The sequence below is a fragment of the Phaeobacter sp. HS011 genome (assembly GCF_018101215.1).
Lineage (GTDB): Bacteria > Pseudomonadota > Alphaproteobacteria > Rhodobacterales > Rhodobacteraceae > Phaeobacter > Phaeobacter inhibens.
Genome location: NZ_JAGEUF010000012.1, coordinates 63,086 through 89,400 on the forward strand (window position 1 = coordinate 63,086; position 26,315 = coordinate 89,400).

General features: G+C 61.9%; 23 protein-coding genes. 14 read left to right on the forward strand and 9 right to left on the reverse strand.

Translation table 11 applies throughout. The features are described from left to right. Positions 1-9: 9 nt before the first annotated feature. From J4721_RS18565 to J4721_RS18580, 4 genes are all read right to left on the reverse strand, one after another. Entirely contained in the window at positions 10-1,230 is a 1,221-nt protein-coding gene (locus tag J4721_RS18565) for a CynX/NimT family MFS transporter (protein ID WP_211003409.1), read from the reverse strand. Positions 1,231-1,471: 241 nt separating this feature from the next. Then, entirely contained in the window at positions 1,472-1,948 is a 477-nt protein-coding gene (locus tag J4721_RS18570) for a fasciclin domain-containing protein (RefSeq protein WP_014879271.1), read from the reverse strand. 218 nt (positions 1,949-2,166) lie between these two features. After that, positions 2,167-2,706, reverse strand: a complete 540-nt coding sequence (locus J4721_RS18575; RefSeq protein ID WP_008563170.1) for an adenine phosphoribosyltransferase — start codon at positions 2,704-2,706, stop codon at positions 2,167-2,169. A gap of 183 nt (positions 2,707-2,889) precedes the next feature. Then, a complete protein-coding gene (locus J4721_RS18580; RefSeq protein ID WP_371816091.1) occupies positions 2,890-3,765 on the reverse strand; it encodes an S-methyl-5'-thioadenosine phosphorylase in 876 nt (291 codons plus the stop codon). Between the two features lie 331 nt (positions 3,766-4,096). Here J4721_RS18580 and J4721_RS18585 point away from each other — a divergent pair, with 331 nt between their 5' ends. Further along, entirely contained in the window at positions 4,097-5,737 is a 1,641-nt protein-coding gene (locus tag J4721_RS18585) for a SulP family inorganic anion transporter (protein WP_014873735.1), read from the forward strand. A gap of 100 nt (positions 5,738-5,837) precedes the next feature. On the opposite strand, the gene J4721_RS18590 is transcribed toward J4721_RS18585, so the two are convergent. Both J4721_RS18590 and J4721_RS18595 read right to left on the reverse strand, forming a co-directional pair. After that, positions 5,838-6,479 (reverse strand): CatB-related O-acetyltransferase, encoded by a 642-nt coding sequence (locus tag J4721_RS18590; RefSeq protein ID WP_211003410.1) that lies wholly within the window; start codon positions 6,477-6,479, stop codon positions 5,838-5,840. 9 nt (positions 6,480-6,488) lie between these two features. Next, positions 6,489-7,094: a flavin reductase family protein gene (locus J4721_RS18595; protein WP_014873737.1), complete on the reverse strand. Its 606-nt coding sequence runs from the start codon at positions 7,092-7,094 to the stop codon at positions 6,489-6,491. A gap of 207 nt (positions 7,095-7,301) precedes the next feature. On the opposite strand from J4721_RS18595, the gene J4721_RS18600 reads away from it, so the two are divergent. From J4721_RS18600 to J4721_RS18615, 4 genes are all read left to right on the forward strand, one after another. Beyond that, complete coding sequence (locus J4721_RS18600) at positions 7,302-7,811, forward strand: GNAT family N-acetyltransferase (RefSeq protein ID WP_211003411.1); 510 nt, start codon at positions 7,302-7,304, stop codon at positions 7,809-7,811. A 96-nt stretch (positions 7,812-7,907) separates the two neighbouring features. After that, the gene (locus J4721_RS18605) at positions 7,908-8,687 is read left to right on the forward strand and encodes an EcsC family protein (protein WP_211003412.1); all 780 of its coding nucleotides are present in this window, start codon (positions 7,908-7,910) and stop codon (positions 8,685-8,687) included. A gap of 121 nt (positions 8,688-8,808) precedes the next feature. Next, complete coding sequence (locus J4721_RS18610) at positions 8,809-9,339, forward strand: DUF1178 family protein (RefSeq protein WP_014873740.1); 531 nt, start codon at positions 8,809-8,811, stop codon at positions 9,337-9,339. A gap of 13 nt (positions 9,340-9,352) precedes the next feature. Continuing rightward, positions 9,353-9,994: an SDR family oxidoreductase gene (locus tag J4721_RS18615; RefSeq protein ID WP_014873741.1), complete on the forward strand. Its 642-nt coding sequence runs from the start codon at positions 9,353-9,355 to the stop codon at positions 9,992-9,994. Between the two features lie 119 nt (positions 9,995-10,113). Here the strand turns inward: J4721_RS18615 and J4721_RS18620 are convergent, their stop codons facing one another. Next, positions 10,114-11,892: a serine protease gene (locus J4721_RS18620; RefSeq protein ID WP_211003413.1), complete on the reverse strand. Its 1,779-nt coding sequence runs from the start codon at positions 11,890-11,892 to the stop codon at positions 10,114-10,116. A 269-nt stretch (positions 11,893-12,161) separates the two neighbouring features. Here J4721_RS18620 and J4721_RS18625 point away from each other — a divergent pair, with 269 nt between their 5' ends. The 9 genes from J4721_RS18625 (at position 12,162) to glmM (ending at position 24,240) form a co-directional block, all read left to right on the forward strand. Then, positions 12,162-13,091, forward strand: coding sequence for a glycine--tRNA ligase subunit alpha (locus J4721_RS18625; RefSeq protein ID WP_211003414.1), 930 nt, complete (start codon positions 12,162-12,164; stop codon positions 13,089-13,091). Between the two features lie 33 nt (positions 13,092-13,124). After that, positions 13,125-13,658: a DUF6446 family protein gene (locus J4721_RS18630; protein WP_014879282.1), complete on the forward strand. Its 534-nt coding sequence runs from the start codon at positions 13,125-13,127 to the stop codon at positions 13,656-13,658. Between the two features lie 121 nt (positions 13,659-13,779). After that, positions 13,780-14,988: a sodium/glutamate symporter gene (gene gltS, locus J4721_RS18635; RefSeq protein WP_211003415.1), complete on the forward strand. Its 1,209-nt coding sequence runs from the start codon at positions 13,780-13,782 to the stop codon at positions 14,986-14,988. A 9-nt stretch (positions 14,989-14,997) separates the two neighbouring features. Continuing rightward, positions 14,998-17,226: a glycine--tRNA ligase subunit beta gene (gene glyS, locus J4721_RS18640; protein WP_211003416.1), complete on the forward strand. Its 2,229-nt coding sequence runs from the start codon at positions 14,998-15,000 to the stop codon at positions 17,224-17,226. A gap of 185 nt (positions 17,227-17,411) precedes the next feature. Then, positions 17,412-19,991, forward strand: a complete 2,580-nt coding sequence (locus J4721_RS18645; protein ID WP_211003417.1) for a putative PEP-binding protein — start codon at positions 17,412-17,414, stop codon at positions 19,989-19,991. Between the two features lie 135 nt (positions 19,992-20,126). Next, positions 20,127-20,810, forward strand: a complete 684-nt coding sequence (locus J4721_RS18650) for a cell wall hydrolase (protein ID WP_014873748.1) — start codon at positions 20,127-20,129, stop codon at positions 20,808-20,810. A gap of 148 nt (positions 20,811-20,958) precedes the next feature. Continuing rightward, complete coding sequence (locus J4721_RS18655) at positions 20,959-21,879, forward strand: dihydroneopterin aldolase (protein WP_027247907.1); 921 nt, start codon at positions 20,959-20,961, stop codon at positions 21,877-21,879. Further along, on the forward strand, positions 21,876-22,871 hold the full coding sequence (gene folP / locus J4721_RS18660; RefSeq protein ID WP_102869549.1) for a dihydropteroate synthase: 996 nt from the start codon (positions 21,876-21,878) through the stop codon (positions 22,869-22,871). Before J4721_RS18655 ends, folP begins: the two co-directional genes overlap by 4 nt. A gap of 22 nt (positions 22,872-22,893) precedes the next feature. Further along, on the forward strand, positions 22,894-24,240 hold the full coding sequence (gene glmM, locus J4721_RS18665) for a phosphoglucosamine mutase (protein ID WP_014879288.1): 1,347 nt from the start codon (positions 22,894-22,896) through the stop codon (positions 24,238-24,240). A gap of 82 nt (positions 24,241-24,322) precedes the next feature. On the opposite strand, the gene J4721_RS18670 is transcribed toward glmM, so the two are convergent. Both J4721_RS18670 and J4721_RS18675 read right to left on the reverse strand, forming a co-directional pair. Further along, positions 24,323-25,231, reverse strand: coding sequence for a DMT family transporter (locus J4721_RS18670; RefSeq protein ID WP_102874726.1), 909 nt, complete (start codon positions 25,229-25,231; stop codon positions 24,323-24,325). An 87-nt stretch (positions 25,232-25,318) separates the two neighbouring features. Next, a complete protein-coding gene (locus tag J4721_RS18675) occupies positions 25,319-26,233 on the reverse strand; it encodes a DMT family transporter (protein ID WP_211003418.1) in 915 nt (304 codons plus the stop codon). Between the last annotated feature and the right edge of the window lie 82 nt (positions 26,234-26,315).

A 26,315-nucleotide genomic window follows, 5' to 3' on the forward strand; every position in this document is an offset into this window, starting at 1 on the left:
CTACCGTCGTTAGGCCGGTTGCATCCGGGGTCGCGCCGGTCGGCTGCGCATCAACAGCAGTACCATGATCGCGATATTCAGCCCGTTCCAGAAAATGCCGTTCACAAAGGCGAGCTGATAGGACCCGCTGACATCGTAGATCCAACCGGACATCCATCCCCCCAGCGCCATGCCGAGGATGGTCATCATCATCACGAAACCCACGCGCGTTCCGGCTTCCTGCGGGGGCATGAATTCCCGCACCACCAGCGCATAGCTGGGGACGATCCCGCCCTGCGCCAGGCCAAAGATGGCGCTGACCAGATAGAGCGAGACCATGCCGTCATAGGGCAGGTATAGAAACAGCGCGATACATTGCAGGATGGACCCCACCAGCAGCGTGCGTACCCCGCCGAACCGATCCGCGACCAGCCCCGAAATGACCCGGCTGACCACGCCGCCCAGCAGCATCAGCGACAGCATCTCGGCACCGACCGTGGGGCCATAGCCGAGGCCAACGCAATAGGCGACGATATGAACCTGTGGCATTGACATGGCGACGCAGCAGCCAATGCCCGCAAGCCCCAATATCCACTGCAATTGTCGCGGGGAGAGCCCCACCCGGGCAGCATTACTGGCCGAAGCCGCCGCGCTGTCGCCCTGCGCGTCGAATGCGATCCGCCGCCGCAGCACCAGGGAGAGGGGAACCACCACCAGAAGTGTGACGACAGCCAGTGTCGCATAGACACTGCGCCAGCCGCTCTCGGCCAGCATATCGGCAAGTGCTGTGGGCCAGATCGCACCGGAGAGGTAATTGCCGCTGGCGACCAGCGCCACCGCAATGCCGCGCCGCCGCTGGAACCAATGCGAGATATCGGCGATCAAAGGCCCAAACCCGGCTGCCGTGCCCAGCCCCAGAAACAAATGTGCTGCCGACAGCCAGATCATGTCGCGGGCGAGCATCGCCAATCCGTAGCTGATCGCGCTGAGCAGTGCCGCTGCGCAGAGCGCCAGCGTGATGCCAAACCGGTCTACCAGACGGCCAATCACCAGATTGCCAACAGCAAAGCCGATCATCGTCAACGTATAGGGGAGGGAGGCTGAGGCGCGATCCGCGCCGAATTCGACCTCGACCGCAGGCATCACCACAATCACCGCCCACATGCCAACATTGGCCACTGTGGCAATGGCCAGTGTGATCAGAAGCCTGGTCCAGGAATAACGGCTGTCGAGGATTGCGGATGTAGACATGTCGGCACGCTATGAGACGCGCCGACACGCTGCAACGGTTTTCACCCCGTCCAGGAGGGGAGAGAGACGGCAGGGGTGTCAATCGCCGCAGATTTTGTCGGCAGCGGTATCTCGGGCCGTCGCTGCCGACCGTGGCCACAACCCCTACCCATGGTCCGAAAGGAAAAAGACCGCAGGAACGGGCGCGCCACGCAGGGATGGGTAGCTGCGCGAACCGCTTCGCTGACCACCCGCCTGAAACTTAGGGCATGATAACGGTGTCGATGACGTGGATCACGCCGTTTTCAGCCTCGATATCAGCGGTTGTGACCGTTGCCTCGTCAACCATCACGCCGCTGTCCAGATCAATGGTGATTTCGCTACCCTGCACGGTCGCGGCCTTCATGTCGTCAACCAGATCACCGGACATTACTTTGCCAGGGACCACGTGATAGGTCAGGATTTCGATCAGCTTGTCCTTGTTTTCAGGCTTCAGCAGCTCCTCGACAGTGCCTGCGGGCAGGGCGGCAAAGGCGGCATCGGTCGGGGCAAAGACGGTAAAGGGGCCGTCGCCTTTGAGGGTGTCAACCAGACCAGCGGCCTGCACGGCAGCAACCAGTGTCGAGAAATCTCCAGCCCCCGCAGCAGTGTCGACAATATCCTTGGCATGGCCACCCGCAAAGGCGGAGGTGGTCAAAGCGAGAGTGGCGGCAGCGGTCAGAAGTGTCTTGCGGATCATGAGTACATTCCTCTGTTTTGATTGTATGCCCAAGCTGGCATTGATGGGGTTACGGCGAGGATTGCGGTTTGGATCTGGCGGGTTTTCGCCGGGCGCAAGTTGACAAAAAAAGCGCGCCGCCTAAGCCGCGCGCCTGTAAAAGTTCCACTCACATTTATGTGATTGAAAGGGGCGATCTTTCGATCATAAGGAGGTGATCCAGCCCTAATTGCAGGGGCTCAGGCGCCCTCGAACTCGCAGAGCACGGTGACATCCATGCCCAGATCTTCGAGAACCTTGCGACCGCCAAGCTCCGGCAGGTCGATGATGAAGGCACAGGAGACGATCTCACCGCCCAGTCGCTCGATCAGCTTGATGCCCGCTGCCGCGGTGCCGCCGGTGGCCAGAAGGTCATCGACCACCAGAACCTTCTCTCCGGGCTGGATTGCGTCGTCATGGATTTCCATGATCGCCTCGCCGTATTCCAGTTTGTACTCTTGGCTGATGGTGGTTCCGGGCAGCTTGCCCTTTTTGCGGATCGGCACGAAGCCGACACTCAACTGATGGGCAATGGCCCCACCAAGGATGAAGCCGCGCGCCTCAAGCCCCACAACCTTGTCGATCTGCTCGCCCGCATAGGGGTGTAACATCTGGTCGATGGCCATGCGAAACCCGCGCGGATCGGCAAACAGCGTGGTGACATCGCGGAACATGATGCCCTCATGGGGGAAATCCACGATGGTGCGGATGTAGTCTTTGACAGCGGTCTTGCGGGCCATGGGGTGTCCCCTCTTGTGGTCGTCTGGGTGTCTATCTGTGTCACCGGCGGCCGGTGCGGGCAGCGGGACCTAGAATATGTCGCCGATGCTGGTGATGCAGGCAAGTGTGGGGCGCAGGTGGTAGGGTTACGGGGCGTGGCTGTGACCTTTCGGAACCAGCCGCGCGGCCCCATCGCGGTGAGCCTAGCCCAGAACGCGACCTGCGACGGCATCCAGTTTGGCCAATAAGGCGGCGCTGCGTTTTTCCGGGGCGGTCATGATGGCATGTTCCAGAGCACGATCGCAGCCATGTGGGCAGGCCGCGCGGGTCTGGCCCAGCAGCGCAGGCAGGCGCTGCACCAACGCGCGACCGTTCTGCGAATTGCCGGTCAGCGTGGCGATGATTTCGGTGATCTCCACGGCGCCGTGATCCGGATGCCAGCTGTCGAAATCGGTCACCATGGCGATGGAGGCATAGCAAAGCTCGGCCTCGCGGGCGAGTTTCGCCTCTGGCATATTGGTCATGCCGATCACGTCACAGCCCCAGCTGCGGTACATTTTGCTTTCCGCCATGGAGGAAAACTGCGGCCCTTCCATACACAGATAGGTGCCGCCGCGATGCACATTGATGCCCGCGTCCCGCGCTGCGGTCTCTGCCGCATCGGACAACCGCTCGCAGGTGGGATGGGCCACGCTGACATGGGCGACGCAGCCGGTGCCGAAAAAGCTCTTCTCGCGCGCGAATGTGCGGTCGATGAACTGATCGACAATAACAAAATCCCCCGGCGCCATCTCCTCGCGGAAGGAGCCACAGGCGGAGATCGAGAACACATCCGTCACCCCAAGCCGTTTCAGCGCGTCGATATTGGCACGATAGGGGACTTCGGTCGGGGAATGCACATGGCCGCGTCCGTGGCGGGGCAGAAATGCCATCTTCACGCCATCAAGGGTCCCGGTCAGGATCTGATCGGAGGGCGCCCCCCAGGGCGTTTCCACCGTGACCCATTCGGCGTTTTGCAGCCCGTCGATGTCATAAAGGCCGCTGCCGCCGATGATCGCAATCATTGTTTCCTGTGTCACGTGATCTGTCCCCTGATGCTGCTCATTCGGTTCTGCCTTAGGAGGGCCTGATTTGACAAGCGCCAGGGATGGTTTGATTGATATCGCCCTGATGGGCGGCATCCGGATAATGTGATTGATACCGCCCGACGGGCGGCATCAAGGCCTTCGGCGAGAGTATTTAAGGAAAGATGACAGGCAGGTCAGACACTGGCGCGGGTAAAAAATGACAGGCAGGAGGGGTGACCAATTGGGCTGTGAATAGGTCGGGGAGGGCCGCGCCCTTGCCCCAATGGCGGAATTCCGCTAGGGGCGGCGCTAACGATACCCTTTCCCGATCACAGGTGACCCCATGACACGCGGCATTATGGCGACGCTCGCCAAGCAGATTTCACCGCCCAATCTCTCCATTATGCAGGATGAGGGCTTTACCGTCTCTCGGGTGCGCACCGAACTGCTGTCCGGCCTGACCGTGGCGCTGGCGCTGGTGCCTGAGGCGGTGGCCTTTGCCTTTGTCGCGGGGGTACATCCGCTGGTCGGGCTTTATGCGGCCTTTATGGTGGGGCTGATCACGGCTGTGTTTGGCGGCCGGCCTGGAATGATCTCCGGTGCGACGGGGGCGCTGGCGGTGGTGATGGTGGCGCTGGTGGCGCAGCACGGGGTGGAATACCTCTTTGCCACGGTGGTGCTGATGGGGATCCTGCAGATCATCGCGGGCGTCATGCATTGGGGCAAGTTCATCCGTCTGGTGCCGCATCCGGTGATGCTGGGTTTTGTGAATGGTCTGGCAATCGTGATTTTCCTGGCGCAGCTCACGCAGTTCAAGGATCCGGACAATACCGAGGCCTGGCTGGCGGGATCGCAGCTGATCATGATGCTGGGGCTGGTGGGGCTGACCATGTTGATCATCTGGGGCACGCCCAAGATTACCGCGATCATTCCTGCACCACTTGCAGGGATTGGCATCGTGGCGGCGCTGGTGATTGCCTTTGGAATCAATGTCCCGACCGTTGGCGATATGGCCTCGATCAAGGGCGGGTTCCCCTCCTTCCACAATCCGTTTGGCACGGGTGAGGGGCTCTATGGCACCGCGCTCGCACCCTTCACGCTGGAGACGCTGTGGATCATCCTGCCTTATGCGGTGATCCTAGCGGCGATTGGCCTGATTGAGAGCCTGCTGACGCTGAATCTGGTGGGCGAGATCACCGGCAAGCGCGGCGGTGCCAGCCAGGAATGTATTGCGCAGGGTGCGTCGAATGTGGTGACCGGCTTTTTCGGCGGCATGGGTGGCTGTGCGATGATCGGCCAGTCGATGATCAACGTGAAATCCGGTGGCCGGACGCGGATTGCCGGCATTGCCGCGGCGCTGTTTCTGCTGGCGTTTATCGTGGTGGCCTCGCCCTTGATTGAGCAGATCCCGCTGGCGGCGCTGGTGGGCGTGATGTTCATGGTGGTGATTGGAACCTTTGCCTGGAACAGCTTCAAGGTGATGACCAAAGTGCCGCTGATGGATGCCTTTGTCATCGTGCTGGTGACCGTGGTGACGGTGATGACCGACCTTGCGATTGCGGTGGTTGTGGGCGTGATCGTCTCGGCGCTGGCCTATGCCTGGAACAACGCGCGCCGCATTCATGCCTATACCCGCGAATCCGAGAGCGATAAGGGCGCCAAGGTTTATGAGATCGAAGGGCCGCTGTTCTTTGGCTCCACCGATGGATTCATCGAGCTGTTCGATGTGGCAGGTGACCCGGATCATGTGATCGTGGACTTTGCCCGCAGCCGGGTGGTGGACCAGTCGGCGCTACAGGCGATCGAGGCGCTGGCAGGCAAGTATGAGGCCGAGGGCAAGGCGCTGGTGCTGCGGCATCTCAGCCGCGATTGCCATCAGCTGCTGACCAAGGCCGGGCATCTGATGGTCGACAGCGACGATGACCCTGACTATGCGCTGGCGGTGGATTACTCGGTCAAGACCGGGATCCTGGGCGGCCACTAAGCTGTCCCAGAGCATCTGAAAGAAGAAACCCGCGGCACCATGGGCGTCGCGGGTTTTGTCGTTTTGCGGTGATTGAACTGTGCTCTCGGGCAAAGCTTGGTTAGTCCGGTGCCAGCGTCTCCAGCATGTCGAGGTCACCTGACAAGAGCGCAGGTTCAGCGCGGGAGATCAGGTCGGCGGGCCAGTCCCACCATTTCAGGCCAAGGAGACGGGCGATCTGCGGTTTGGTGAAACGGTAGCTGTGGACGGTGCCGGGGTTGCCGGTCACGATGGCATAGGGCGGGATCGACCCGCGCACCACCGCACCGGCACCGATGATGGCGCCATCCCCGATGCGCGCCCCCGGCAGGATCATCGCGCCATAGCCGATCCAGACATCATTCCCGATCACCGTGTCGCGGGTATCGGGTTGAAATCCCGTGATCTGCGTCTGATCGAACACCGGAAAAGGGTAGCAACTGAGCCCGTCCTGAGCGTGATTGGCAGAGGCGGTAATGATGCGCACGCCCTCGGCGATCTGGCAGAACCTGCCGATCACCACCCGCTCGCGCGATCCGGCAAAGAGGTAGGGAGTCAGTCGGCTGGCCCAGTCCGATGGCGGCTCAAAGGCGGAGGCATAGGTGAAGGCGCCGATGGTGAAGTTTGGGTGATCAATCGCCTCGGCCAGCATTACCGTGCCGGCGTGGGCGCTGCCATCGGGCAGGGTGATCGGATGGCGTTTCTTTGGGTCAGGTAGCGGCATATCGGGGCCTCATTCATCCGGGCGGGTGAGAGAAAACAGGTCCCGCACCACAGAGTAGTCGCGGTAGCCCAGGCGCGCCAGTGGTTGGAACCGGGTGACATCAAACGTGCCGTCGTTCAGGCAGTTATCATCCAGATGGACGCCGACCACCTCGCCGAACACCACCTTGTTGGCGGCCCCCGGCAGGGTGACGATCTGGGTCAGTTTGCATTCCAGCGCGGCGGGCGCGGCGGCGACACGGCCACAGTTGATGGTTTCGCAGGGGGACATCTCAAGCCCGGCATGTTCGAACTCATTGATATCCTTTGGCAGCGGTGCGGAGCTGGCGTTCATCGCATCACGCAGCGCATAAGACACCACGTTGACGCAGAACACGCCGGTTTCCTCGATATTGGCGACGCTGTCCTTGGTGCCGTCGCGGTCCGCCTTGGCGGAGGTGGAGGCAAACATCACCTGCGGCGGTTCATAGGCGACCGCGTTGAAAAAGGAATAGGGTGCGAGGTTGTTGCTGCCGTCTGCCCCGCGCGACGAGATCCAGCCAATGGGGCGCGGGGTCACAATGGCGTTGAACGGGTTGTGCGGCAGGCCATGGCCATCTTCGGGGCGGTAGAACATCTGCGGGTCTCCAATGTCGTGGCGGAGGCGGTAGCGCGCTGGTTTTGCTCGCTGATCCGGTCGCCGGGGTTTGCCCAAGGCTTACGCCCGTGTTAGGCCGATGACCAGCCTGCCGGGAGAGATTGCCGCGCGCTGTGGGACAAAGCCCGCAGGTGCGACAGTTATGATCAGTGCCAGCAGGGACGGTGACGGGCGTGGAGGCGGCGCGTGATTGAATTGAAGGCAGAGCAGCCCGAAGACCGCTGGGAGGTCGAGGCGCTATATGATCTGTGTTTTGCGCCGGGTCGCGAGGCGCTGTCGTCCTATCGGCTGCGCGAAGATGTGCCGCCGGTCAGCGGGCTAAGCCAGGTGGCGCGGGATACGGACGGTATTCTGGCCGGTGCGATCCGATTTTGGCCGGTGCGGATCGGCAAGGCGGGATGGCCTGCGCTGCTCCTGGGGCCGGTGGCAGTCCACCCGACCCATCAGGGCGAAGGGCTGGGCGGTGCGCTGATCCGCGACAGTCTTGCTAAGGCGGCAGAGCGCGGTTGGAGCCGGGCCTTGCTGGTCGGGGATGCGCCCTATTATGTTCGCTTCGGCTTCACTCCGCTGTGCGGGGTCGACATGCCGCCGCCGACCAACCCGGATCGTGTGCTGGGGCTGGAACTGGTGTCTGAGGGCTGGACGGACGTACGCGGTCAGGTGCTGCGCTGGAGCGGGACGCAGACGCCGGGCTGACATCCTGATCTGTGGGGCGCGATTTTGGGATCGGACCGTTGCGATCTTGAAATACGGGGCGGGAATACAAACATTTTCTGCAACAAGAGGTGCGCTATGAGTGAGATCCTGACCCCTGATACGGCCCTGACCAGATCACTGGATGCTGCCGCCGTGGAGGCGGAGCTCACGGCGTTGGCTGAACGCTATCGCGCGGCCGGTGGGCTTGGGATCCAGATCCTGAACCTCCTTGGCGGCTCTGTCGACGGGCTTTTGGACAAACTGCCCGCCCCGGTGCGGAGCCGGTTGGACGGGGCCACCGAGCAGGCGTTGCAATTGGCGATGCAAGGGGCCAGCGGATCACGGCGGATGGTTCCGGATCAACCTTCGGGTGTCAACCGCGCGGTGAGCGCTGCGATGGGCGCTGCGGGGGGCATGGGCGGTTTGCCGGGTGCGCTGGTTGAGCTGCCGGCAACAACCGCCTTCCTGTTGCGCAGCATTCAGGGGGTGGCCGCCGAAGAAGGTTTCGACCCCGAAGCAGATGGCGTGCGCTTTGACTGTATCCGTGTGTTTGCAGCGGCAGGACCACTGGCGGCGGATGACGGTGCAGACCTGGGGTTTCTGTCGCTGCGGCTGGGTCTGACCGGCGGCGCGGTTCAAAAGCTGATTGCCCAGGTGGCGCCCCGGCTCAGTGTGGTTCTGGGCCAGAAACTGGCGGCACAGGCCGTACCGGTGCTGGGTGCGGTGGCGGGGGCCACGACCAATTTTGTCTATGCGGGCTACTATCAGGAAATGGCGCGGGTGCATTTCGGGCTGCGCCGACTTGCCGTTGCGGCGGATCAGCCGCATGAGGTCTTGGTTGCGCGCCTTCAGGACAGGTTGCTGGCCCCGCGTTAGATTCTGATCGCGGCCCGGACCAGAGGCACCGATGTGACGTGAACTGTGGCGCGGGCGCTTCTGCCCTTGCACTTCAGGGGATTGAAGATTTAATCATCCCCTCCTGATAAGAGTGATGGTGATGATACAATACGCTCTGAAATGCGCCGAAGGGCATCGTTTTGACAGCTGGTTCCAGTCGGCTGCCGCTTTTGACAAGTTGGCAGCGGCGGGGATGGTGTCCTGTGCGCAGTGCGGCTCCAGTCAGGTTGAAAAGGCGATCATGGCCCCTCGGGTGCGCCCTGGTCGCAAGGCAGTGTCCCCGGTCGGGGAGGCCGAGCCACGCGGAACGGCCTCTGCCAAAACGTCACCGCATGCGCCAGCCACCTCTGCGGCGTCGCACCAAGCGGCTGCGGTGGCGCCGGGAGCAGGCGCGCTGAGCACCCCATCGGGAGAGTTGGAGGCGGCGGTCGCTGAACTGCGGCGCAAGGTCGAGAGCAATTCAGATTATGTCGGTAAGGATTTTGCCAGTGAGGCGCGCGCCATGCATTTGGGCGATACGCCGGAGCGGGCGATCCACGGTGAGGCCAAGCCGGAAGAGGCCAAGGCGCTGATCGAAGAGGGGGTGCCGGTGCTGCCGTTGCCCTTCCTGCCCAATAGAAAAACCAATTGAAGGAAGACCGTTTATGCATGTCGTCGTGACAGGAACCAGCCGGGGCATTGGCCGTGAATTGGTGGCCAAGCTGCGGGGGGACGGACACGAGGTTACGGGCACCTCGCGGGATCATTCCTCTGGTGTGCGACTGGATGTGACCGACCCTGGTCAACAGGCGCGGTTTGCCGCGCAGCTGAAGGGGCGTCCGGTGGACCTTCTGGTCTGCAATGCCGGGGTCTATCTTGATAAATCGATGGCGCTGGAGGATTACTCTGCTGAAGTCTGGGGCAAGACGCTGGCCGCAAATGTCACCGGTGTCTTTCTGACGGTGCAGGCGCTGCTGCCGAACCTGCGGCTGGCAGCAGACCCGAAGATCGCAATCATTTCCTCGCAGATGGCGAGCCACGCCCGTGCGCCAGGTGGCAGCTATGCCTATCGCGCCTCTAAGGCGGCGGCGCTGAATATCGGGCGCAATCTGGCCACCGATCTGCTGCCGGAGGGGATTGCAGTCGGGATCTATCATCCGGGTTGGGTCCGCACCGATATGGGGGGCGATGAAGGTGATATTTCGGTGCAGGAATCCGTTGCTGGCTTGATGCATGAATTTGATGTGCTGAGCACAGAAACCACCGGGTGTTTTCACACTTGGGACGGGCGTATCCACGCCTATTGACCCATGTCTATTGAACGGCACCGCGCGAACCACTGCGCGGATGCATCTGGAGATACGAAGAAGGCCGGAGCGGATGCTCCGGCCTTTGCTGTTTTTTGGAGTGGCTTGGCAGCGACTGATCACTCCCAACAGCTGACCAGTACGGTCATGCCGCTGGCCTGACGGGTGAGGGCGCCGACGGGCAGGGCTGTTGCCCCGGCGCTGGCGTCTTTGGGGGTCACTCCTGCGCTGCTGAGAGCGCTGCGTAGGCTCTCGGCGTTGGCGGCGAAGCTGACGCCTTCGGGCAGCTGGGTGGCGCTTTTACTCTGGCTCAGCAACATGCCCTGAACGGCGCCATCAGTGGTCAGCACCGGACCGCCTGCATCGCCGGGCTGGCTGGTCAGTTGCAGGCGCGAGACACCTGCGTTGCCGGTCAGGTCTTTCACATCCTGCAAGCTGCCCCAGCTGAGGCTGGGGGCACCCAAAACACCCTCATAGGAAAAACCGGACACGGCGATATCGGACTGGAGGCGGGCAGAGGCGCTGGCGAGATTGGCAACGGCCATCGGCGCGAGGGGCTCAACCGGGCGCAACACGGCAATCCCGGCGGCGCTGTCATTGAAGGCAACCTCGGCCTGATATTCGTGATCCAGCGTGACACGGGCGCAGCCAGCAACCACGTCGGAGGTGGTGACGACGCTGCCTTTGGCATCGACATAGAAGCCCGAGCGCGAAAGCCGCGGTTTACGCACGTCGAGACCGGAGACCAGATCGACATTCTGCGGCGCATCCGCGCCGGCAGCCGGGTCAAGCACGCCATCGATACGCTCAAAGCTCGTCTGCATTTCCGCCAGCACACGGGCGCGGCGGTCATCGTCGCCCATAGGCCAGACCAGAGTGAAGCCTTTGATTTCCCCGTTAGCAAGTCGGGCCTCGGTGTAAGAGACGATGCCATTGCCGCGCCCTTCAAGGGTGAAGCTGTTGCCGCTGCGCTGGCGCGGGCCGTCCAGCGGTACGATCTTCAGCGTCTGCATGATGTCATAAAGACCATAGAGCGTGCGTTTGTCGCCGGGCTGGCTGATCAGGAGCACCTGCGCGCCGAGGTCGCCGCTGCTCTTGAACAGGGCGAAGGGCGATTCATAGCGGTCAAAGGTGACCTCACCGGCGGGGATTTTCAGCGCGATCCCGGCCTTTGTGTCAGTAAGCGGCTCCATACCCACCGAGATCAGCGGAGCGTTGTATTCATCCATCAGCGCCTGGCGCTGGGCAGTGGTCAGCACACCGGTAGGGGCGTAGCTGCGGGCCGACTGCCAGTCCGACATGGAGCCGCGGGTGCCACGACCAAAGGCCCCGTCGATGGTGGAGGTATAGAACCCGGCCGCCTTCAACGCGGTCTGAAGATCTTTGCGTTCCTCGCGGGTGAGGCGGGATTCGCTGCGGCGTGCCTCTGCCGGGGTTTCATCGGGCAGGGTGGTTTGCACGGGTTCTGCCGGCGCTTCGGTCACCACTGCGGGGTCGATGGGTTCCAGAACCGGGCTTTCGGCGGTTGGCTGCGGTTCGGTATTTGCGCCGGCCGCTGTCGGGTAAAACTGATTGCCGAGGTTGCGGCCAAAGGCGATGAAACTATCGCGCGGGATCTGACGTTCTGAGCGATAGACCTGCAGCACCCGATCCGCGTCGGTGCGCGCATAGGGGCCAAGTACGATACCGTACCAGCCACCGCCGAGTGCGAAACCGGAGACATCGGGCAGACGTGCTGCAAACTCCTGCGCCTCGGCCTGAGCTTCGCGCAATGAGGCGCGCGCTGCGACCTGGATCCAGACGGTGTCCTGCGAGGATTGCTGGGCATGAGCAACGCCCGAAAAGGCGGATGCCAACGTCATCAGGGCAAGCGCCAGCGTAGCTATCAAAGTCTTCATCAAATGGCCTCTATCCGGGTGATCTGTTGTTGGCGCGCACATAACCACTTTCGTGGCGCGAAGGGAACTCCTGTTCGCAGGGGGAAAACAACGCGCTTGATGCCAGATCCGGGCTTTGACGTCGGCTTGGCGGGTGTCTGACGGGGGAAGTGGGCCTGTGGGCGCGCTTCGAGGTGGTTGGACGGACCTGTGCCGCGATGCGCCGTTGACCCTAGGCCGGGGCTTGCATAGGAAGAACCCCGGATTTGCTGCCCCCATAGGGAAGAAACATGACCGACACCAAAGGCGCCCCGCGCTCATTCCAAGAGATTATTCTGAGGCTCCAGAATTACTGGGCCGCCAAGGGCTGTGCGGTGATGCAGCCGTATGACATGGAAGTCGGCGCCGGCACCTTCCACCCCGCGACCACGCTGCGCTCGCTGGGGTCCAAGGCCTGGGCCGCGGCCTATGTGCAGCCCTCGCGCCGTCCGACCGATGGCCGCTATGGCGAAAACCCCAACCGGTTGCAGCACTACTACCAGTATCAGGTGTTGATCAAACCCTCGCCGCCGAACCTGCAGGAGCTGTATCTCGGATCGCTGGAAGCGATCGGTGTCGATATGGACATGCACGACATCCGTTTTGTCGAGGACGATTGGGAAAGCCCGACGCTTGGCGCTTGGGGGCTGGGCTGGGAGGTCTGGTGCGACGGGATGGAAGTCAGCCAGTTCACCTATTTCCAGCAGGTCGGCGGTCACGATTGTCACCCGGTATCGGGCGAGCTGACCTATGGTCTGGAACGTCTGGCGATGTATATTCTGGGCGTTGATCACGTGATGGACATGCCGTTCAACGACCCGGACGCGCTGATCCCGCTGAGCTATGGCGATGTGTTCAAACAGACCGAAGAAGAATACGCCCGCTGGAACTTTGACGTGGCCAATACCGAGGTTCTGCTGCGTCATTTCGAGGAGGCCGAGGCCGAATGCGCTGCCATTCTGGCGCAGGAGCATATCGACCCCAAGACCGGCAAACGCATCATCATGGCGCATCCGGCGTATGACCAATGCATCAAGGCCAGCCATGTGTTCAACCTGCTCGATGCGCGCGGCGTGATTTCGGTCACCGAGCGACAGGCCTATATCGGTCGTGTGAGGGCGCTGGCCAAGCAATGTGCCGACGCCTTTGTGCAGACCGAAGCCGGCGGCTACGTAGCGTAAGCTGCGCCGCGCTTTCAGTAGGAGTCCACGGATATGGGCAAGTTCCTTTCGCTGATCCTGATCCTCTCCGGTCTCCTGGCCGGGGCGGCGATGTATTACCTTCAGGTCTACGGTTTTTACGAGGACGTCGAGCTGCAGCCGGGCCGCGATGTCCTGTTGATGCCGCTTGGGGACGGGGAGCCGTTGCCGATCCGTTACAGCGGGTTCGAGGCGATCGACGCGGAGAGTTCTCCCATTCGCTATCGCGCCTGTTTCGCAACCGATCTGAAGCCCGAAGAGCTGGCGCAATTGTTTGTGCTGTCGGATCAAAAGGAGCCGCGCAATGCGCCGGGCTGGTTTGACTGTTTTGATGCCGAAGCGATTGGTCAGGCTCTGGCAGAGGGCCGCGCTGAAAGCTTCCTGTCGGTCAAGAATATCTCCTACGGCGTAGACCGGATCGTGGCGGTGACCGACACCGGGCGCGGGTATGTCTGGCACGAGCTGAATGATTGCGGCCAGAAAGCCTATGACGGCACGGTCGTGGGCGAGGAATGCCCACCCCGGCCCGAGGCTGGCGAAAATAACTGAGATAAATAGGAAAGACCGCGTGACGGACGTGTGTGGTCTTTTCTGACACGACGGTTCTGTCAGCCCGCATATGCTGATGCCCACCAGACGACCCGCTGTGAAAGGCTGATCCTCACCCGATATGGATGCGCAGATCAACATACCGGACTTTATCTCGCTGACGTTGGGATTTGCTGTTTACCTGCTTGGGGCGCGGCTTAATGAACGTGTCCCTGTCCTGCGCCGGTTCAATATTCCCGAACCCGTCAGCGGCGGGCTATTGGCGGCTGTGGTCGTGATGATCATCTATAGCGTCGGTGGTTGGGCTATTACGTTTGAAATGGCGACGCGTGACTATCTGTTGGTGCTGTTCTTTGCGGGCATTGGTTTGAATGCCCGATTGGCGGATCTGGTGGCCGGTGGTCGCCCGCTGGTGCTGCTGTTGATCCTGACCTTTCTTGCGATCCTGGCGCAGAATGTGATTGGCGCAGCTGGCGCGTTGCTATTTGGCTACCCGCTACAGGTCTCGGTGCTGTTCGGGTCCGCCGCGCTGATTGGTGGCCATGGTACTGCGATTGCCTGGGCGCCGGATGTGGCGGCGCAAACCGGTTTGACTGGCGCCGCAGAACTGGGCGTAGCGGTGGCCACGTTGGGGCTGGTGCTGGCGGCCTTGGTTGGCGGGCCGGTTGCGCGGTTCCTGATCAACCGTCACGGGCTGACCCCGGCGCGCCCGGATGAGGAGCCGACCGTAGGTCTGGCCCATGATGCCGAAGATGTTCCTGCGATTGATCATCTGTCCCTGATGCGGGTGATGCTGCATCTGAACATTGCCATTATCATCGGCTACTTCTCCTCCTTTGCGCTGGACGCCGCCGGGCTGAAGCTGCCGCTGTTTGTGCCCTGCCTGATCGCGGGCATCGTGCTGGCCAATCTGCGCACGGTTCTGATGCCGAATGCCGCCTCGGTGGCGCGCACGCCTGCGCTGGCGCTGATATCCGAGTTCTCACTCGGGGCCTTCCTTGCCATGTCGCTGATGAGCCTGCAGTTGTGGACACTCTCCAGCCTGGGCCTGGCCATTGCCGTCATTATGCTGGCCCAGACCGTGTTCACTGTCGCCTTCGTCCTATTCGTGCTGTTTCCGCTCTTGGGGCGGGGCTATCGCGCCGCTGTGCTGGCCGCCGGTTTTGGCGGCTTTGCGCTGGGCGCTACCCCAACGGCCATTGCCAATATGACGGCTGTGACCAAACGCTATGGGCCGTCGCCTATTGCTTTTGTTGTGCTCCCCCTTGTATCCGCCTTCTTTGTTGATATCGCCAATGCCATCGTCATCCAGGCGATTGTGAATTTCTGAGGACACCCGATGCCCGATCTGCTGATTGAACTCTTTTCCGAAGAAATCCCGGCCCGTATGCAAGCGCGTGCGGCTGAGGATCTGAAAAAGCGTATGACCGATGGTCTGGTTGAGGCAGGTCTGACCTATGCGGGCGCGCATGCGCTGTCGACGCCGCGTCGTCTGACGCTGGCCATGGAAGGACTGCTGGAGCATTCCCCAACCGTGCGCGAAGAACGCAAGGGGCCGAAAGTGGGCGCGCCGGACAAGGCGATCGAAGGCTTCCTGCGCGGGGCGGGCCTGACCCGTGATCAGCTGGAAGAGCGCGAAACACCCAAGGGCGCGGTCTATTTCGCGCTGATCGAAAAGCCGGGCCGTCCAGCGGCAGAGATCATTGCCGAGTTGCTGGAAGACACCATCCGTAACTTCCCCTGGTCAAAGTCCATGCGCTGGGGCACTGGCAGTTTGCGCTGGGTGCGTCCTTTGCAGTCAATCGTCTGTCTCCTGTCAAAGGAAGACGGCGCCGAGGTTGTGCCGCTGAATATCGACGGTATTGCCTCGGGCAACATCACCTACGGCCACCGTTTCATGGCGCCGGATCAGATCACCGTCACCGGGTTCGACGATTATGCCGCCAAGCTGAAGCGCGCCCATGTGGTGCTGGACCCGGCCGAGCGGGAAGCGTCAATCTGGCAGGAGGCCACCAATCAGGCCTTTGCCAGCGGGCTGGAGGTGGTTGAGGACAAGGGTCTTCTGGCCGAGGTCGCTGGACTGGTGGAATGGCCGGTGGTGCTGATGGGCGCCATTGACGATGAATTCCTGGCGCTGCCACCGGAGGTTTTGCAGACCTCGATGAAGGAACATCAGAAGTTCTTCTCGGTGCGCAATCCCAAGACCGGGCGGATTGAGAAATTCATCACCGTCGCCAACCGCGAGACCGCCGACAATGGTGCGACCATTCTGGCGGGCAACCAAAAAGTTCTGTCGGCACGGCTGGCGGACGCGAAGTTCTTCTGGGAGAATGATCTGCGCACGGTGACCGAGCAGGGGTTTGAGCCCTGGGTGGCGAAGCTAGGCAATGTGACCTTCCACAACAAGCTGGGCACGCAGGCGGCGCGGATTGACCGCATTGCCGCGCTGGCCCGCGAGATTGCGCCGGTTGTCGGCGCCGATGCCGATCTGGCAGAGCAGGCCGCACGGGTTGCCAAGGCCGACCTCAGTTCTGAGATGGTCTATGAATTCCCCGAGTTGCAGGGCCTTATGGGGCGCTACTACGCGGAGGCGGCTGGCCTGCCGCAGGACGTCGCCAACGCCTGCGAAGCGCATTATTCGCCGCTTGGCCCGTCGGATGACGTGCCGACAGAGCCGGTGTCCGTTGCCGTGGCGCTGGCGGACAAGCTGGACACGCTGACTGGGTTCTGGGCGATTGATGAAAAACCCACCGGCTCCAAAGACCCCTTTGCCCTGCGCCGCGCTGCGCTGGGGGTGATCCGCCTGGTGCTGCACAATGATGTGCGGATGCGGCTGGACGGGGCAATTGATGCCCATTTGCTGCGCCATGAAATGGCCCAGAACGGTGGTGACCCGGTTGCCACCGGGTTGATGCAGGACATGCTAAACGAGATCGCCGATCACGGTGTCTTTGGTTCTGCTGTGCGAACGGTGCTGGATGCCTTCGACGGGGATCTGCCCAAACATATCGAGCAGCTGAAGAAGCAGCTGCCGGATGTGTCGTCTGATCTTCTGTCCTTCTTCCACGACCGCCTCAAGGTCTTCCTGCGTGATCAGGGCATCCGTCATGACGTGATCGACGCCTGCATCGCGATGGAGGGCAACGATGACCTCACGCTGCTGGTCAAACGCGCCCGTGCGCTGGAGGACTTTATGGCGTCTGACGACGGCCCCAACCTGTTGCAGGGCTTCAAACGCGCCAACAACATTCTGGCGCAGGCCGAGGAGAAGGATGGCGTCGAGTATTCCTATGGGGCGGACAAGAAATTCGCCGAGGATGACAGCGAGATTGCCCTGTTCGACGCGCTGGCGCAGAGCGAGGGGGCGATTTCTTCGGCCATCGAGGCCGAAGATTTCGCGGCTGCCATGGGCAGCATGGCCGCATTGCGCGTCCCCGTGGATGCGTTTTTCGAGGCGGTTCAGGTCAATTCCGACAATGAAGTGGTGCGCCGCAACCGTCTGAACCTGCTGAGCCAGATCCGCAAAGTCTGCGGTCAGGTCGCCGATCTGACCCGGATCGAGGGCTGATCTCCCCCACGGGGCGCGACTTAGCCGCGCGGTCCGTGACAGCAAAACATATGGAAACCGGGGCGATCTCAGGGTCGTCCCGGTTTTCTCCTTTTGGGCCACGTGCTTTTCCTTGCGGGAATGGGCGACAGGGCTATGCTGCATAGCAAAGGAAAGGTGCCGCAGTGCAGAAATATGATCAAGACATGGGAGGCCCCACCCACGATGAGACGCCGGATTCCGTGCTGATCACGCCGGTGGCGCCGATTGCCAACCACACCCATGGTGGACGGGCGAAATGTCTGCAGCGTTTGGTGCGACTGGATCTGCCGGTGCCGCGCACCGTGGCGTTGTCGTTTCAGGCGGTGCATGGGATCGCGCAGGGCGAGATGCCCGATATGGCTTCTATTGTTGAGGCGTTTCCGGCTGATGCGCTGCTCTGCGTGCGGCCTTCGTCACAGGACCCGGATTGGGGTGGTCCCGGCGCGATCCTGAACATCGGCATGAATGACGCGCGCTACGTTGACCTGTGCGACAGTCTGGGGCGCGATGGGGCGGCGGCGCTCTATCTGCGGTTTGTACAGTCCTATGCGGTGCATGTGGCGCGATTGGACCCGGATGTGTTTGACGATGTCGAAGACGGTGGCCCGGATGCGCTGAGCGAAGTCTTGCACGCCTATGAAGCCGAGACCGACGAGCCGTTTCCGCAGGACCCGGCGGAGCAGCTGGCGGCGGTGCTGCGTTCGATGGCGCGGGCTTGGGAAGGCACCTCGGCCCGGCTGTTGCGGCAGGCCAAGGGCGCGCCTGCGGATGCGGGGCTGGGACTGGTGGTGCAGGAAATGGTGCCCGGTTTTGGTCAGGGCGAATGCGGCTCGGGCGTGTTGCAGCTGGTCAATACCAAGACTGGGCAACCGCAGATCACCGGGCGGTACCTGAGCCAGAGTCAAGGGCGCGATGCGCTGGGGGCGGGGGCAGAGGCGCTATATCTGGAGCGGGATCCACGCGGGCCGTCGCTGGAAGACTCCGCGCCGGAAGCCTTTGCCGATCTGAAATCCCATGCCCGGCTGATGCGCCAACGGCTGCGCGAAGAGATGCAGCTGGAATTTGTAATCGTCAGCGGGGCGGTGCATATCCTTGACGGGGTGCGCGTCACCCGATCGGCGCAGGCTGCCGTGCGGATTGCGGTGGCTCTTGCGGAGGATGGTATCATCCCGCGCGAGGAAGCGATCATGCGGGTGGACGCCCATATCCTGACCGAGCTGCTGCATCGGCAGGTGGCCCCGGATGCGACCCGCGATGTGATTGGGCGGGGCATTGCGGCCAGTCCCGGTGCGGCCACCGGGCGATTGGTGTTTACGGCGGCGGAGGCACAGGCCAGTGCGGCGCGGGGTGAGCCGTGTATTCTGGTGCGGCGTGAGACTTCGCCCGAGGATGTGCGTGGCATGCATGCTGCGGTTGGGGTGCTGACAGAACGGGGTGGCATCACGAGCCATGCGGCGGTGATCGGTCGTGGGCTGGGCCTGCCCTGTATCGTCGGGGCGTCCAATCTGAAATTTCACAGCAAACGCAAGCAGTTGATTGCGACGGATGGGCGTGTGTTCACGCGTGGCGACACAATTACGATTGATGGCAGCAGCGGCGAAGTTCTGGCCGGACAGCCGGAGATGCTGGAGGCGGCTGAAGACGGCGCCTTCCAGACATTGTTGACCTGGGCCGATGAGGTGCGTGACATCGGCATCCGCGCCAATGCGGATACGCCGGAAGATGCCGAAACCGCGCGCAAGTTCAATGCGCAGGGGATCGGACTTTGCCGCACCGAGCATATGTTCTTTGATCCCGGCCGGTTGACGGTGATGCGGGAGATGATCTTTGCCGAGACCTCGGAGGGTCGTGCGGCGGTACTGGCGCGGTTGTTGCCGATGCAGCGGGAGGATTTCTTTGCGCTGTTTCGCATCATGGAAGGGTTGCCGGTCTGTATCCGGTTGTTTGACCCGCCGCTGCATGAATTCCTGCCGACCTCCAAATCGGGGCAGCGTGAGTTGTCTGAGGCGCTGGGTATCCCGGTGAGTGATGTGACCCGGCGGGTTGAAGAGATGGAGGAATACAACCCCATGCTCGGCCTGCGCGGCGTACGGCTGGGGGTCACGGTGCCGGAAATCTACGACATGCAGGCACGGGCTATCTTTGAGGCGACGCTTGATGCGTCCAAGGAAGGTGAGCCGGTGGTGCCGGAGATCATGATCCCGCTGGTGTCTGCCAAGCGTGAGGTGGAGCTGGTCAAGGCGCGCATTGATGCCGTCGCTCTGGCGGTGAAGGCCGAACGCGGTGAGGATTTCACCTATCGTCTGGGCGTTATGGTGGAGACGCCACGGGCGGCGCTGCGGGCCGGTGAGATATCACCGCATACGGCGTTTTTGAGCTTTGGAACCAATGATCTGACACAGATGACCTATGGCCTGTCGCGCGACGACGCCGGGCGGTTCATGTCAGCCTATGTCAATCAGGGGGTCTTTCCCGAGGATCCGTTCCACGTGTTGGACACCGATGGTGTGGGCGAGCTGTTGAAACTGGGGGTGCAACGGGGACGGGCGGAAAACCCGGATATCACGCTGTCGATCTGTGGCGAGCACGGCGGCAACCCCGAATCGATTGCGTTTTGTCGCGAAGCAGGGTTCGATTACGTCTCCTGTTCCCCGTTCCGGGTTCCTGTCGCGCGGCTTGCTGCGGCGCAATTGGCGATTTCCAGCCAAACCGGAAAATCTCCACCCGAATCCTTAAAATCCTAAGAAAAACAAGGGACTTTCCCAAGGGGGAGATATCCGGGCGGATTGACGCCGACCCAGCGGGCTGAGGGGTGCGCTGTCCCGTCGCTGGACGTTTGGAGGGATTTCCACTAGGAGGTGCGATCGCGTGACGTTGGGATGGCCGTGCGCGACCTTTCTAGTGGGGATACCCTGATGAAGATTCTGACAGTAGCTGCTGTGTTTGCTGCCGCCTTGGCAGCGGCCAAAGATGTATATGCGGATTCCGGTTTGGACGCGTTGTTCAAGCGTGAGCAATCCACCCTGAACGCCGTACCGACCGGGCGTTTGAACAATTTTTTCAACTTCAACCGCTCTGGCAAGAAGGCCAAGCCGACCGAAGTTAAATTTACAAAGGCCTGGCTGGACACTGTTCCCGTCGCCAAAGGTGGCGACAATTTCGCATGTCTTGCCGAGGCGCTGTATTTCGAGGCGCGCGGTGAGACCGTGAAGGGCCAGTTCGCCGTTGCCGAGGTGATCATGAACCGCGTGAAATCCTCGCAGTTCCCCGATAGCCTGTGCGGCGTGATCAACCAGGGGACCGGGCGCAAGTATCAGTGCCAGTTCACCTACACCTGCGACGGCCACAAGGAAGTGATCCGCGAGAAAACCGCCTTTGAGCGGGTCTCAAAAGTGGCGCGTCTGGTGATGGACGGGGCGACCACAGGGATTACGGATGGCGCCACCTACTATCACACCACGGCGGTACGCCCGCGCTGGAGCAAAAGCTTCACCAAGACCGCGCGGATCGGCGTCCATCTGTTCTACCGTGATGATCGGTTCCGGACTGCCCTCAACAACTAAGACGTGTTTCACGGTAGAGCTGCCGGGGTGGAATCCTCGGCGGCGCCGCTTTCGGCCACTGGTATGGCGCATGAAGGCCTGTTATGCGGGCGCCGCATGTTTATGCTGGAACCTCACCGCCAGATAGCCAGTCAGGGGCCCGATCGTTATGTCGTCAGAAATTCGTCTCGCATTTGCGCACCCCTCGGAACGGTCTGAGGCCACTGCGTCTCGTGGGCCACTGGACCGGATTTCCCTGCGTGATCATACCGTAGAAGTAGAGATCGGTGCGTTTCAGGCGGAGCGCGGCACGACCCAGCGGATCTGCTTTAACGTGGTTGTGGAAATTGCACCGCTGCCTGCGGATCTGGACGACGATGTTGACCGCATTCTGTCATATGACCGTGTGACTGAGGCGATTGCGCATGAGTTGTCGGAGGAGCGGCTGAACCTACTGGAAACCCTGGCGGAGCGGGTCGCGGAGCGGATCCTTCTGGAACCGCAGGCGGTGCGCGCCTTTGTGCGGATCGAAAAGCTTGATCGCGGCCCCGGTGCGCTCGGCGTCGAGATTGTGCGCGCGCGCGATCAGGTTGCCAGCGAGGTGGACAGCGAAGAACGCCCGCACCCACGGCTGATGTATCTGTCCAACAGCGCCATCGACAGCGACGGTCTGACCGGCTGGATTGACCAGATGGAATGCCGCCAGCGTCCGCTGATCCTCTGTGTAGGCGCGCATGAGCTGGCAACACCGCAAACGGGTCATAAATGGACCCAGCGGCGGATTGATCTGTTGGCCATTGAACAGAACGCCTGGCGGCTGGCTGCAAAGGATGATCGCTGCGTTGTCGTTTCCACGCGGACGGAGCTGGACTGGGGCATGAAAAACGGGCAGATTTGCGTCTGGGCGCCGTCAAAAATCGTTTTGGATGCGGTAGATGGCCCCTCGGCAGCGCCCTCCGATGCGGTGGCGCTGGCTGCGTGGTTCGCCGCCACATTTGAGGCCGGCGAAATGATCGTGATTGGCGCTGCACTGCCTGATAATCCAGGGGTGCCACTGCGCGCTGTGGATGTGGAGCAGACCCAACTGTGAGTTATTACCGGCCGCTGGTTCAGCACGGGGAAAACCGCCCCGAGGGAGCGTTGTCGCTGATCAGTGGCGCTCTTTGGTTTACTCAAGTCGAAGTTCTGGACCGCGGTGCGCCGCCACGGCTGATGCCTGCAGGGCTGCTGCCCGAAGATGTCCGGCACCGGCTGACCGCGCGCCGCGCGACGATCGCTGGGCTGGATATGACCCAGCCGCAGATCATGGGCATTCTGAATGTGACGCCTGACAGTTTTTCCGATGGTGGTCAGCACGATGAGGTTGGCACGGCCTGCGCGGTTGCACTGCAGATGGTGGCTGATGGTGCCAGTATTATCGATGTTGGTGGCGAATCCACCCGCCCCGGTGCTGTTCTGGTCCCTGAGGAGGAGGAGATTCGTCGCACCGCGCCGGTGATCGCCGCGATCCGAGCCAAGTCGCAGGTTCCGATTTCCATCGACACCCGCAAGGCCGTGGTGCTGGCAGAGGCGCTGGAAGCCGGTGCAAGCCTCACCAATGATGTGTCCGGCTTTACCTTTGACCCGGCGCTGGCCCCGTTGACGGCCCAGGCCGGGGTACCTGCCTGTATCATGCATGCGCAGGGCGATCCCGCGACGATGCAGGACAGTCCGGCCTATGACAATGTGTTGCTCGACGTCTATGACTTTCTCAAAGCGCAGATTGACCGGCTGGAGGATATCGGTGTCGTGCGCGAACAGATCGTGATTGATCCCGGTATCGGCTTCGGCAAGACGCTGGAGCACAATCTGATCCTGTTGCGTAATCTCAGCCTGTTTCACGGCCTTGGCTGTCCGATTCTGCTGGGGGTGTCCCGCAAGGGGTTCATTGGCAAGCTGGGGCATGAGCCGGATGCCGCCGCCCGCGCGCCGGGCTCTATTGCGGTAGGGCTTGCAGCGCTGGCCCAAGGCGTGCAATTCCTGCGGGTGCATGATGTTGCTGAGACGGTGCAGGCGGTTCGCCTGTGGCAGGCCGTCCGATAAGACCCCGACCGAAAGGGCTGATATGCGCAAATTCTTTGGCACTGATGGCGTGCGCGGCACCGCCAATATTCACCCTATGACTGCGGACATGGCGCTGCGCATCGGCGCCGCCGTGGGGCGGTATTTTCGCCGTGATGCCTCTGGTGTGCACCGTGTCGTGATTGGCAAGGATACGCGCCTGTCGGGCTATATGTTCGAAAGCGCGCTGACGGCGGGTTTGACTTCTACCGGTATGAATGTGCTGTTGCTTGGCCCGGTGCCGACGCCGGCTGTCGGCCTGATGACACGGTCGATGCGGGCTGATCTGGGCGTGATGATCTCTGCCAGCCACAATCCGGCGGCGGATAATGGGATCAAATTTTTTGGCCCTGACGGGTTCAAACTGTCCGACACGGTCGAGATGGAGTTGGAAGCGCTGATCGAAGCGGGTGTTGAGCCTGCGCAGGCGCAGAATATTGGCCGCGCCAAACGGATCGACGATGCCCGGTTCCGTTATGGCGAGCGTGTCAAAAGCTCGTTGCCTCGCGATATCCGTCTGGATGGGCTGAAAGTGGTGATCGATTGCGCCAATGGTGCCGCCCATAGGGCCGCACCGGAGATCCTGTGGGAGCTGGGGGCGGAGGTAATCCCGGTGGGGGTTTCGCCGGATGGCACCAATATCAACCGCGATTGTGGATCGACACATCCGGGCACGGCGGCGGAAACTGTGGTGGCCCATGGCGCCCATGTCGGGATCTGTCTGGACGGTGATGCGGACCGGGTGATCATTATTGATGACACGGGCAAGGTGGCCGACGGCGATCAGTTGATGGCACTGCTGGCAACACGCTGGGCTGAGGACGGGGTACTGGCGGGGAATGCGCTGGTATCAACCGTCATGTCGAACCTTGGGTTGGAGCGTCATCTTGCGGCGCGGGGCATTGCCCTTGAACGCACGGCGGTCGGCGACCGCTATGTGGTGGAGCGGATGCGTGAGGGCGGGTTCAACCTTGGCGGTGAGCAATCCGGCCATATCGTGATGACGGATTATGCCACCACCGGTGACGGGTTGATGGCCGGGCTGCATTTCCTGGCGGAGATGGTGCGCGCCGATAAACCGGCCTCTCAGCTTGCGCAGCAATTTGCTCCGGTGCCACAGTTGTTGAAAAACGTACGCTTTGCTGCCGGGCAGACTCCACTGGAAAGCGATCAGGTTCAGACGGCGATCAGGGTGGCAGAGGAAACGCTGGCCGGACAGGGCCGTCTTTTGATTCGCAAATCAGGCACTGAACCGCTGGTTAGGGTCATGGCAGAGTGTGAAGACGCCAAGGTGCTGACGGCAGCGGTGGACAGCGTGGTTGCTGCGGTTGAGGCGGCGGTCGCCGAGTAAAGTCGTCTTGGGATTGCGACGAGACTGGCTGGAATTGCCCGCTGCTGATGTTTCAGCTGGCGGGCACTTTTTATCCTATGGACTATTTTTTTGTGCGCCCAAACAGTCGTGTCAGGGCACCAAACTGGCTGATGCAAAGGCCGCTGAGGATCAGCAGTAGCGCCATTAGCATCGCAGGCGGCAGCTCCTCGTCCAGAAAAAATGCGCCCAACACGACGGCCCAGACCGGCACCTGATAATTCGTCAGTGTCATGAAGGTGGGACCGGCCTCGCGCACCACGATAACGCGCAAGAGGTTTGCGGCGGCAGTCGGGATCAGGCCCAGGACTGCAGCAATGCAGAGGGTTCGAGTGTCAGGGATCACCGGCGGCCCCTCTGCCAGCCAGGCGACGGGGATGATGAGCGCGGACCCGATGAGCAGGAGGATGGCGGCCAGCCCCAACGGATCCACGGGCGGCAGGCGGCGCGTCAGGATGGAGCTGACCGAGTAGCAGGCGGCAGCGGCAAGACAGGCGGTGCGACCATAGCCTTCAAGCGCCGCGCCGCTGCTTTCAAATGCTTTGCTGCCGAGCAGGACTGCAACCCCGCCAAAGCCGATGGCAAATCCGATCACCCGGCGCAGGCTCATTTGCTCTCCTGGGATGAAAACATGCGCCAGCGGCAGTACCATCAGCGGGATGGCGGCCATGCTGACGCCGGTAAATCCGGAGGAAACATGCTGCTGCCCCCACGAGATCAGCATGAAGGGCAGGGCAGTGCTGAGGATGCCGATCAGGGTCAGCGACGGCCAGTTTGTCTGATCTTTGAACAGCTTGAACCCGCGCGCGCCCCAGATTGCACTGAGCAGAAGTGCTGCAAACCCGATGCGGCTGGCCGCCAGCCAGAACGGGGTGGTGCCCTCTAGCGCAAGCTTGATCAGCAGGAATGTCCCGCCCCAGACAAAGCCGAGGATGGCGATCATCAGCCAGTAGCGCGGTGCGATATTGGGCATAGGGTCCTCCGCCGGTTCACCGCGCGACAAGACCCCGCCGGGCGCGTTGGGTCAATGGCAATTGCTTTGTTATCTATCGAGGTGGTTTCACGGGCAGGCCGCGCGCGGGCGTCGGCGGCGGCTGAGAAGCAATCCGCCGAGGATCAGCGCCAGTGCAGCAAAGAGCTGCGGCGGCAGGGTTTCGCCAAGCAGGGCGGCACCGAAGATCACCGACCAGACGGGCACCTGATAGTTCACGGTGGACAGGAACGCCGGACCTGCGCTGCGGGCGACCTGCACCAGCAGCACCTGGGCGAGGGCTGTTGGCAAGAGGCCAAGGTATATGACGGCGCTGAGCGGCTGGATGGCAGGCAGGTCCGGCACGCCTTCGGCCCAGAGCGCGGCAGGTGTCATCATGGCGGCACCGCAGAGGAGCGCCGCGGCAGAGAGGGACAGCATGTTCACCTTCGGGCAAAGCCGGGTAATGATTGAACCGATGGCATAGCACAGCGCTGCGCCAAGGCAGGCGAGCCGGGCGAGGGATTCGAAATCCGTACCCGCAGAGCGGAAGGCGTCCAGCCCGATCAGCACGACCACGCCGGCAAAGCCAATGAGAAAGCTGATAGTGCGGCGCAGGGTCATATGCTCGCCGGGCACCAGCAGATGCGCCAGCGGCAGAACAAACAGCGGCACCACCGCCATGCAAACCCCGGCAAAGCCGCTGGCCACATAGGTCTGCCCCCAGCTGAGCAAGGTGAACGGCAGAGCGTTGCTGAAGAACCCCATGCCGAAAGCGCAGGCCCAGATAATCCGTCCGTCATGTGTGCGCAGCGTAGGCAGTTGAATTCCCATGACCCTGACCACAGCAAGCAGGCATAGCGCGCCGATCAGAATTCTGAGCGCGGCGATGGTCATCGGTGGGAAGCCCCTGAGTGCCAGCGACACCGCCATGAAGGAGGCGCCCCAGATCACACCGAGGAACAGAAGCTTGGCCCAATTGGCGCCACCTGGAGATTCTGACATGGGAAAGCCTCAATCGGTTCATATAAAAAGGGCGCCCCAATACGGAGCGCCCAGCAGAGGAAAAGGCTGCGGAAGGATCCGC

What these genes read in the sequence shown, in the direction of transcription:
- J4721_RS18595 (WP_014873737.1), bottom strand. Translation starts at nt 7,094, where the DNA reads ATGTTCTACCGCCCCGAAGATGGCCATGGCCTGCCGCACAACCCGTTC.
- glyS (WP_211003416.1), top strand. Translation starts at nt 14,998, where the DNA reads ATGCCCGATCTGCTGATTGAACTCTTTTCCGAAGAAATCCCGGCCCGT.
- J4721_RS18565 (WP_211003409.1), bottom strand. Translation starts at nt 1,230, where the DNA reads ATGTCTACATCCGCAATCCTCGACAGCCGTTATTCCTGGACCAGGCTT.
- J4721_RS18670 (WP_102874726.1), bottom strand. Translation starts at nt 25,231, where the DNA reads ATGCCCAATATCGCACCGCGCTACTGGCTGATGATCGCCATCCTCGGC.
- J4721_RS18570 (WP_014879271.1), bottom strand. Translation starts at nt 1,948, where the DNA reads ATGATCCGCAAGACACTTCTGACCGCTGCCGCCACTCTCGCTTTGACC.
- J4721_RS18650 (WP_014873748.1), top strand. Translation starts at nt 20,127, where the DNA reads ATGGCCGTGCGCGACCTTTCTAGTGGGGATACCCTGATGAAGATTCTG.
- J4721_RS18620 (WP_211003413.1), bottom strand. Translation starts at nt 11,892, where the DNA reads ATGAAGACTTTGATAGCTACGCTGGCGCTTGCCCTGATGACGTTGGCA.
- J4721_RS18625 (WP_211003414.1), top strand. Translation starts at nt 12,162, where the DNA reads ATGACCGACACCAAAGGCGCCCCGCGCTCATTCCAAGAGATTATTCTG.
- J4721_RS18590 (WP_211003410.1), bottom strand. Translation starts at nt 6,479, where the DNA reads ATGCCGCTACCTGACCCAAAGAAACGCCATCCGATCACCCTGCCCGAT.
- J4721_RS18610 (WP_014873740.1), top strand. Translation starts at nt 8,809, where the DNA reads ATGATACAATACGCTCTGAAATGCGCCGAAGGGCATCGTTTTGACAGC.
- J4721_RS18615 (WP_014873741.1), top strand. Translation starts at nt 9,353, where the DNA reads ATGCATGTCGTCGTGACAGGAACCAGCCGGGGCATTGGCCGTGAATTG.
- J4721_RS18575 (WP_008563170.1), bottom strand. Translation starts at nt 2,706, where the DNA reads ATGGCCCGCAAGACCGCTGTCAAAGACTACATCCGCACCATCGTGGAT.
- J4721_RS18675 (WP_211003418.1), bottom strand. Translation starts at nt 26,233, where the DNA reads ATGTCAGAATCTCCAGGTGGCGCCAATTGGGCCAAGCTTCTGTTCCTC.
- J4721_RS18655 (WP_027247907.1), top strand. Translation starts at nt 20,959, where the DNA reads ATGTCGTCAGAAATTCGTCTCGCATTTGCGCACCCCTCGGAACGGTCT.
- J4721_RS18605 (WP_211003412.1), top strand. Translation starts at nt 7,908, where the DNA reads ATGAGTGAGATCCTGACCCCTGATACGGCCCTGACCAGATCACTGGAT.
- gltS (WP_211003415.1), top strand. Translation starts at nt 13,780, where the DNA reads ATGGATGCGCAGATCAACATACCGGACTTTATCTCGCTGACGTTGGGA.
- J4721_RS18645 (WP_211003417.1), top strand. Translation starts at nt 17,412, where the DNA reads ATGGGAGGCCCCACCCACGATGAGACGCCGGATTCCGTGCTGATCACG.
- J4721_RS18585 (WP_014873735.1), top strand. Translation starts at nt 4,097, where the DNA reads ATGACACGCGGCATTATGGCGACGCTCGCCAAGCAGATTTCACCGCCC.
- J4721_RS18630 (WP_014879282.1), top strand. Translation starts at nt 13,125, where the DNA reads ATGGGCAAGTTCCTTTCGCTGATCCTGATCCTCTCCGGTCTCCTGGCC.
- glmM (WP_014879288.1), top strand. Translation starts at nt 22,894, where the DNA reads ATGCGCAAATTCTTTGGCACTGATGGCGTGCGCGGCACCGCCAATATT.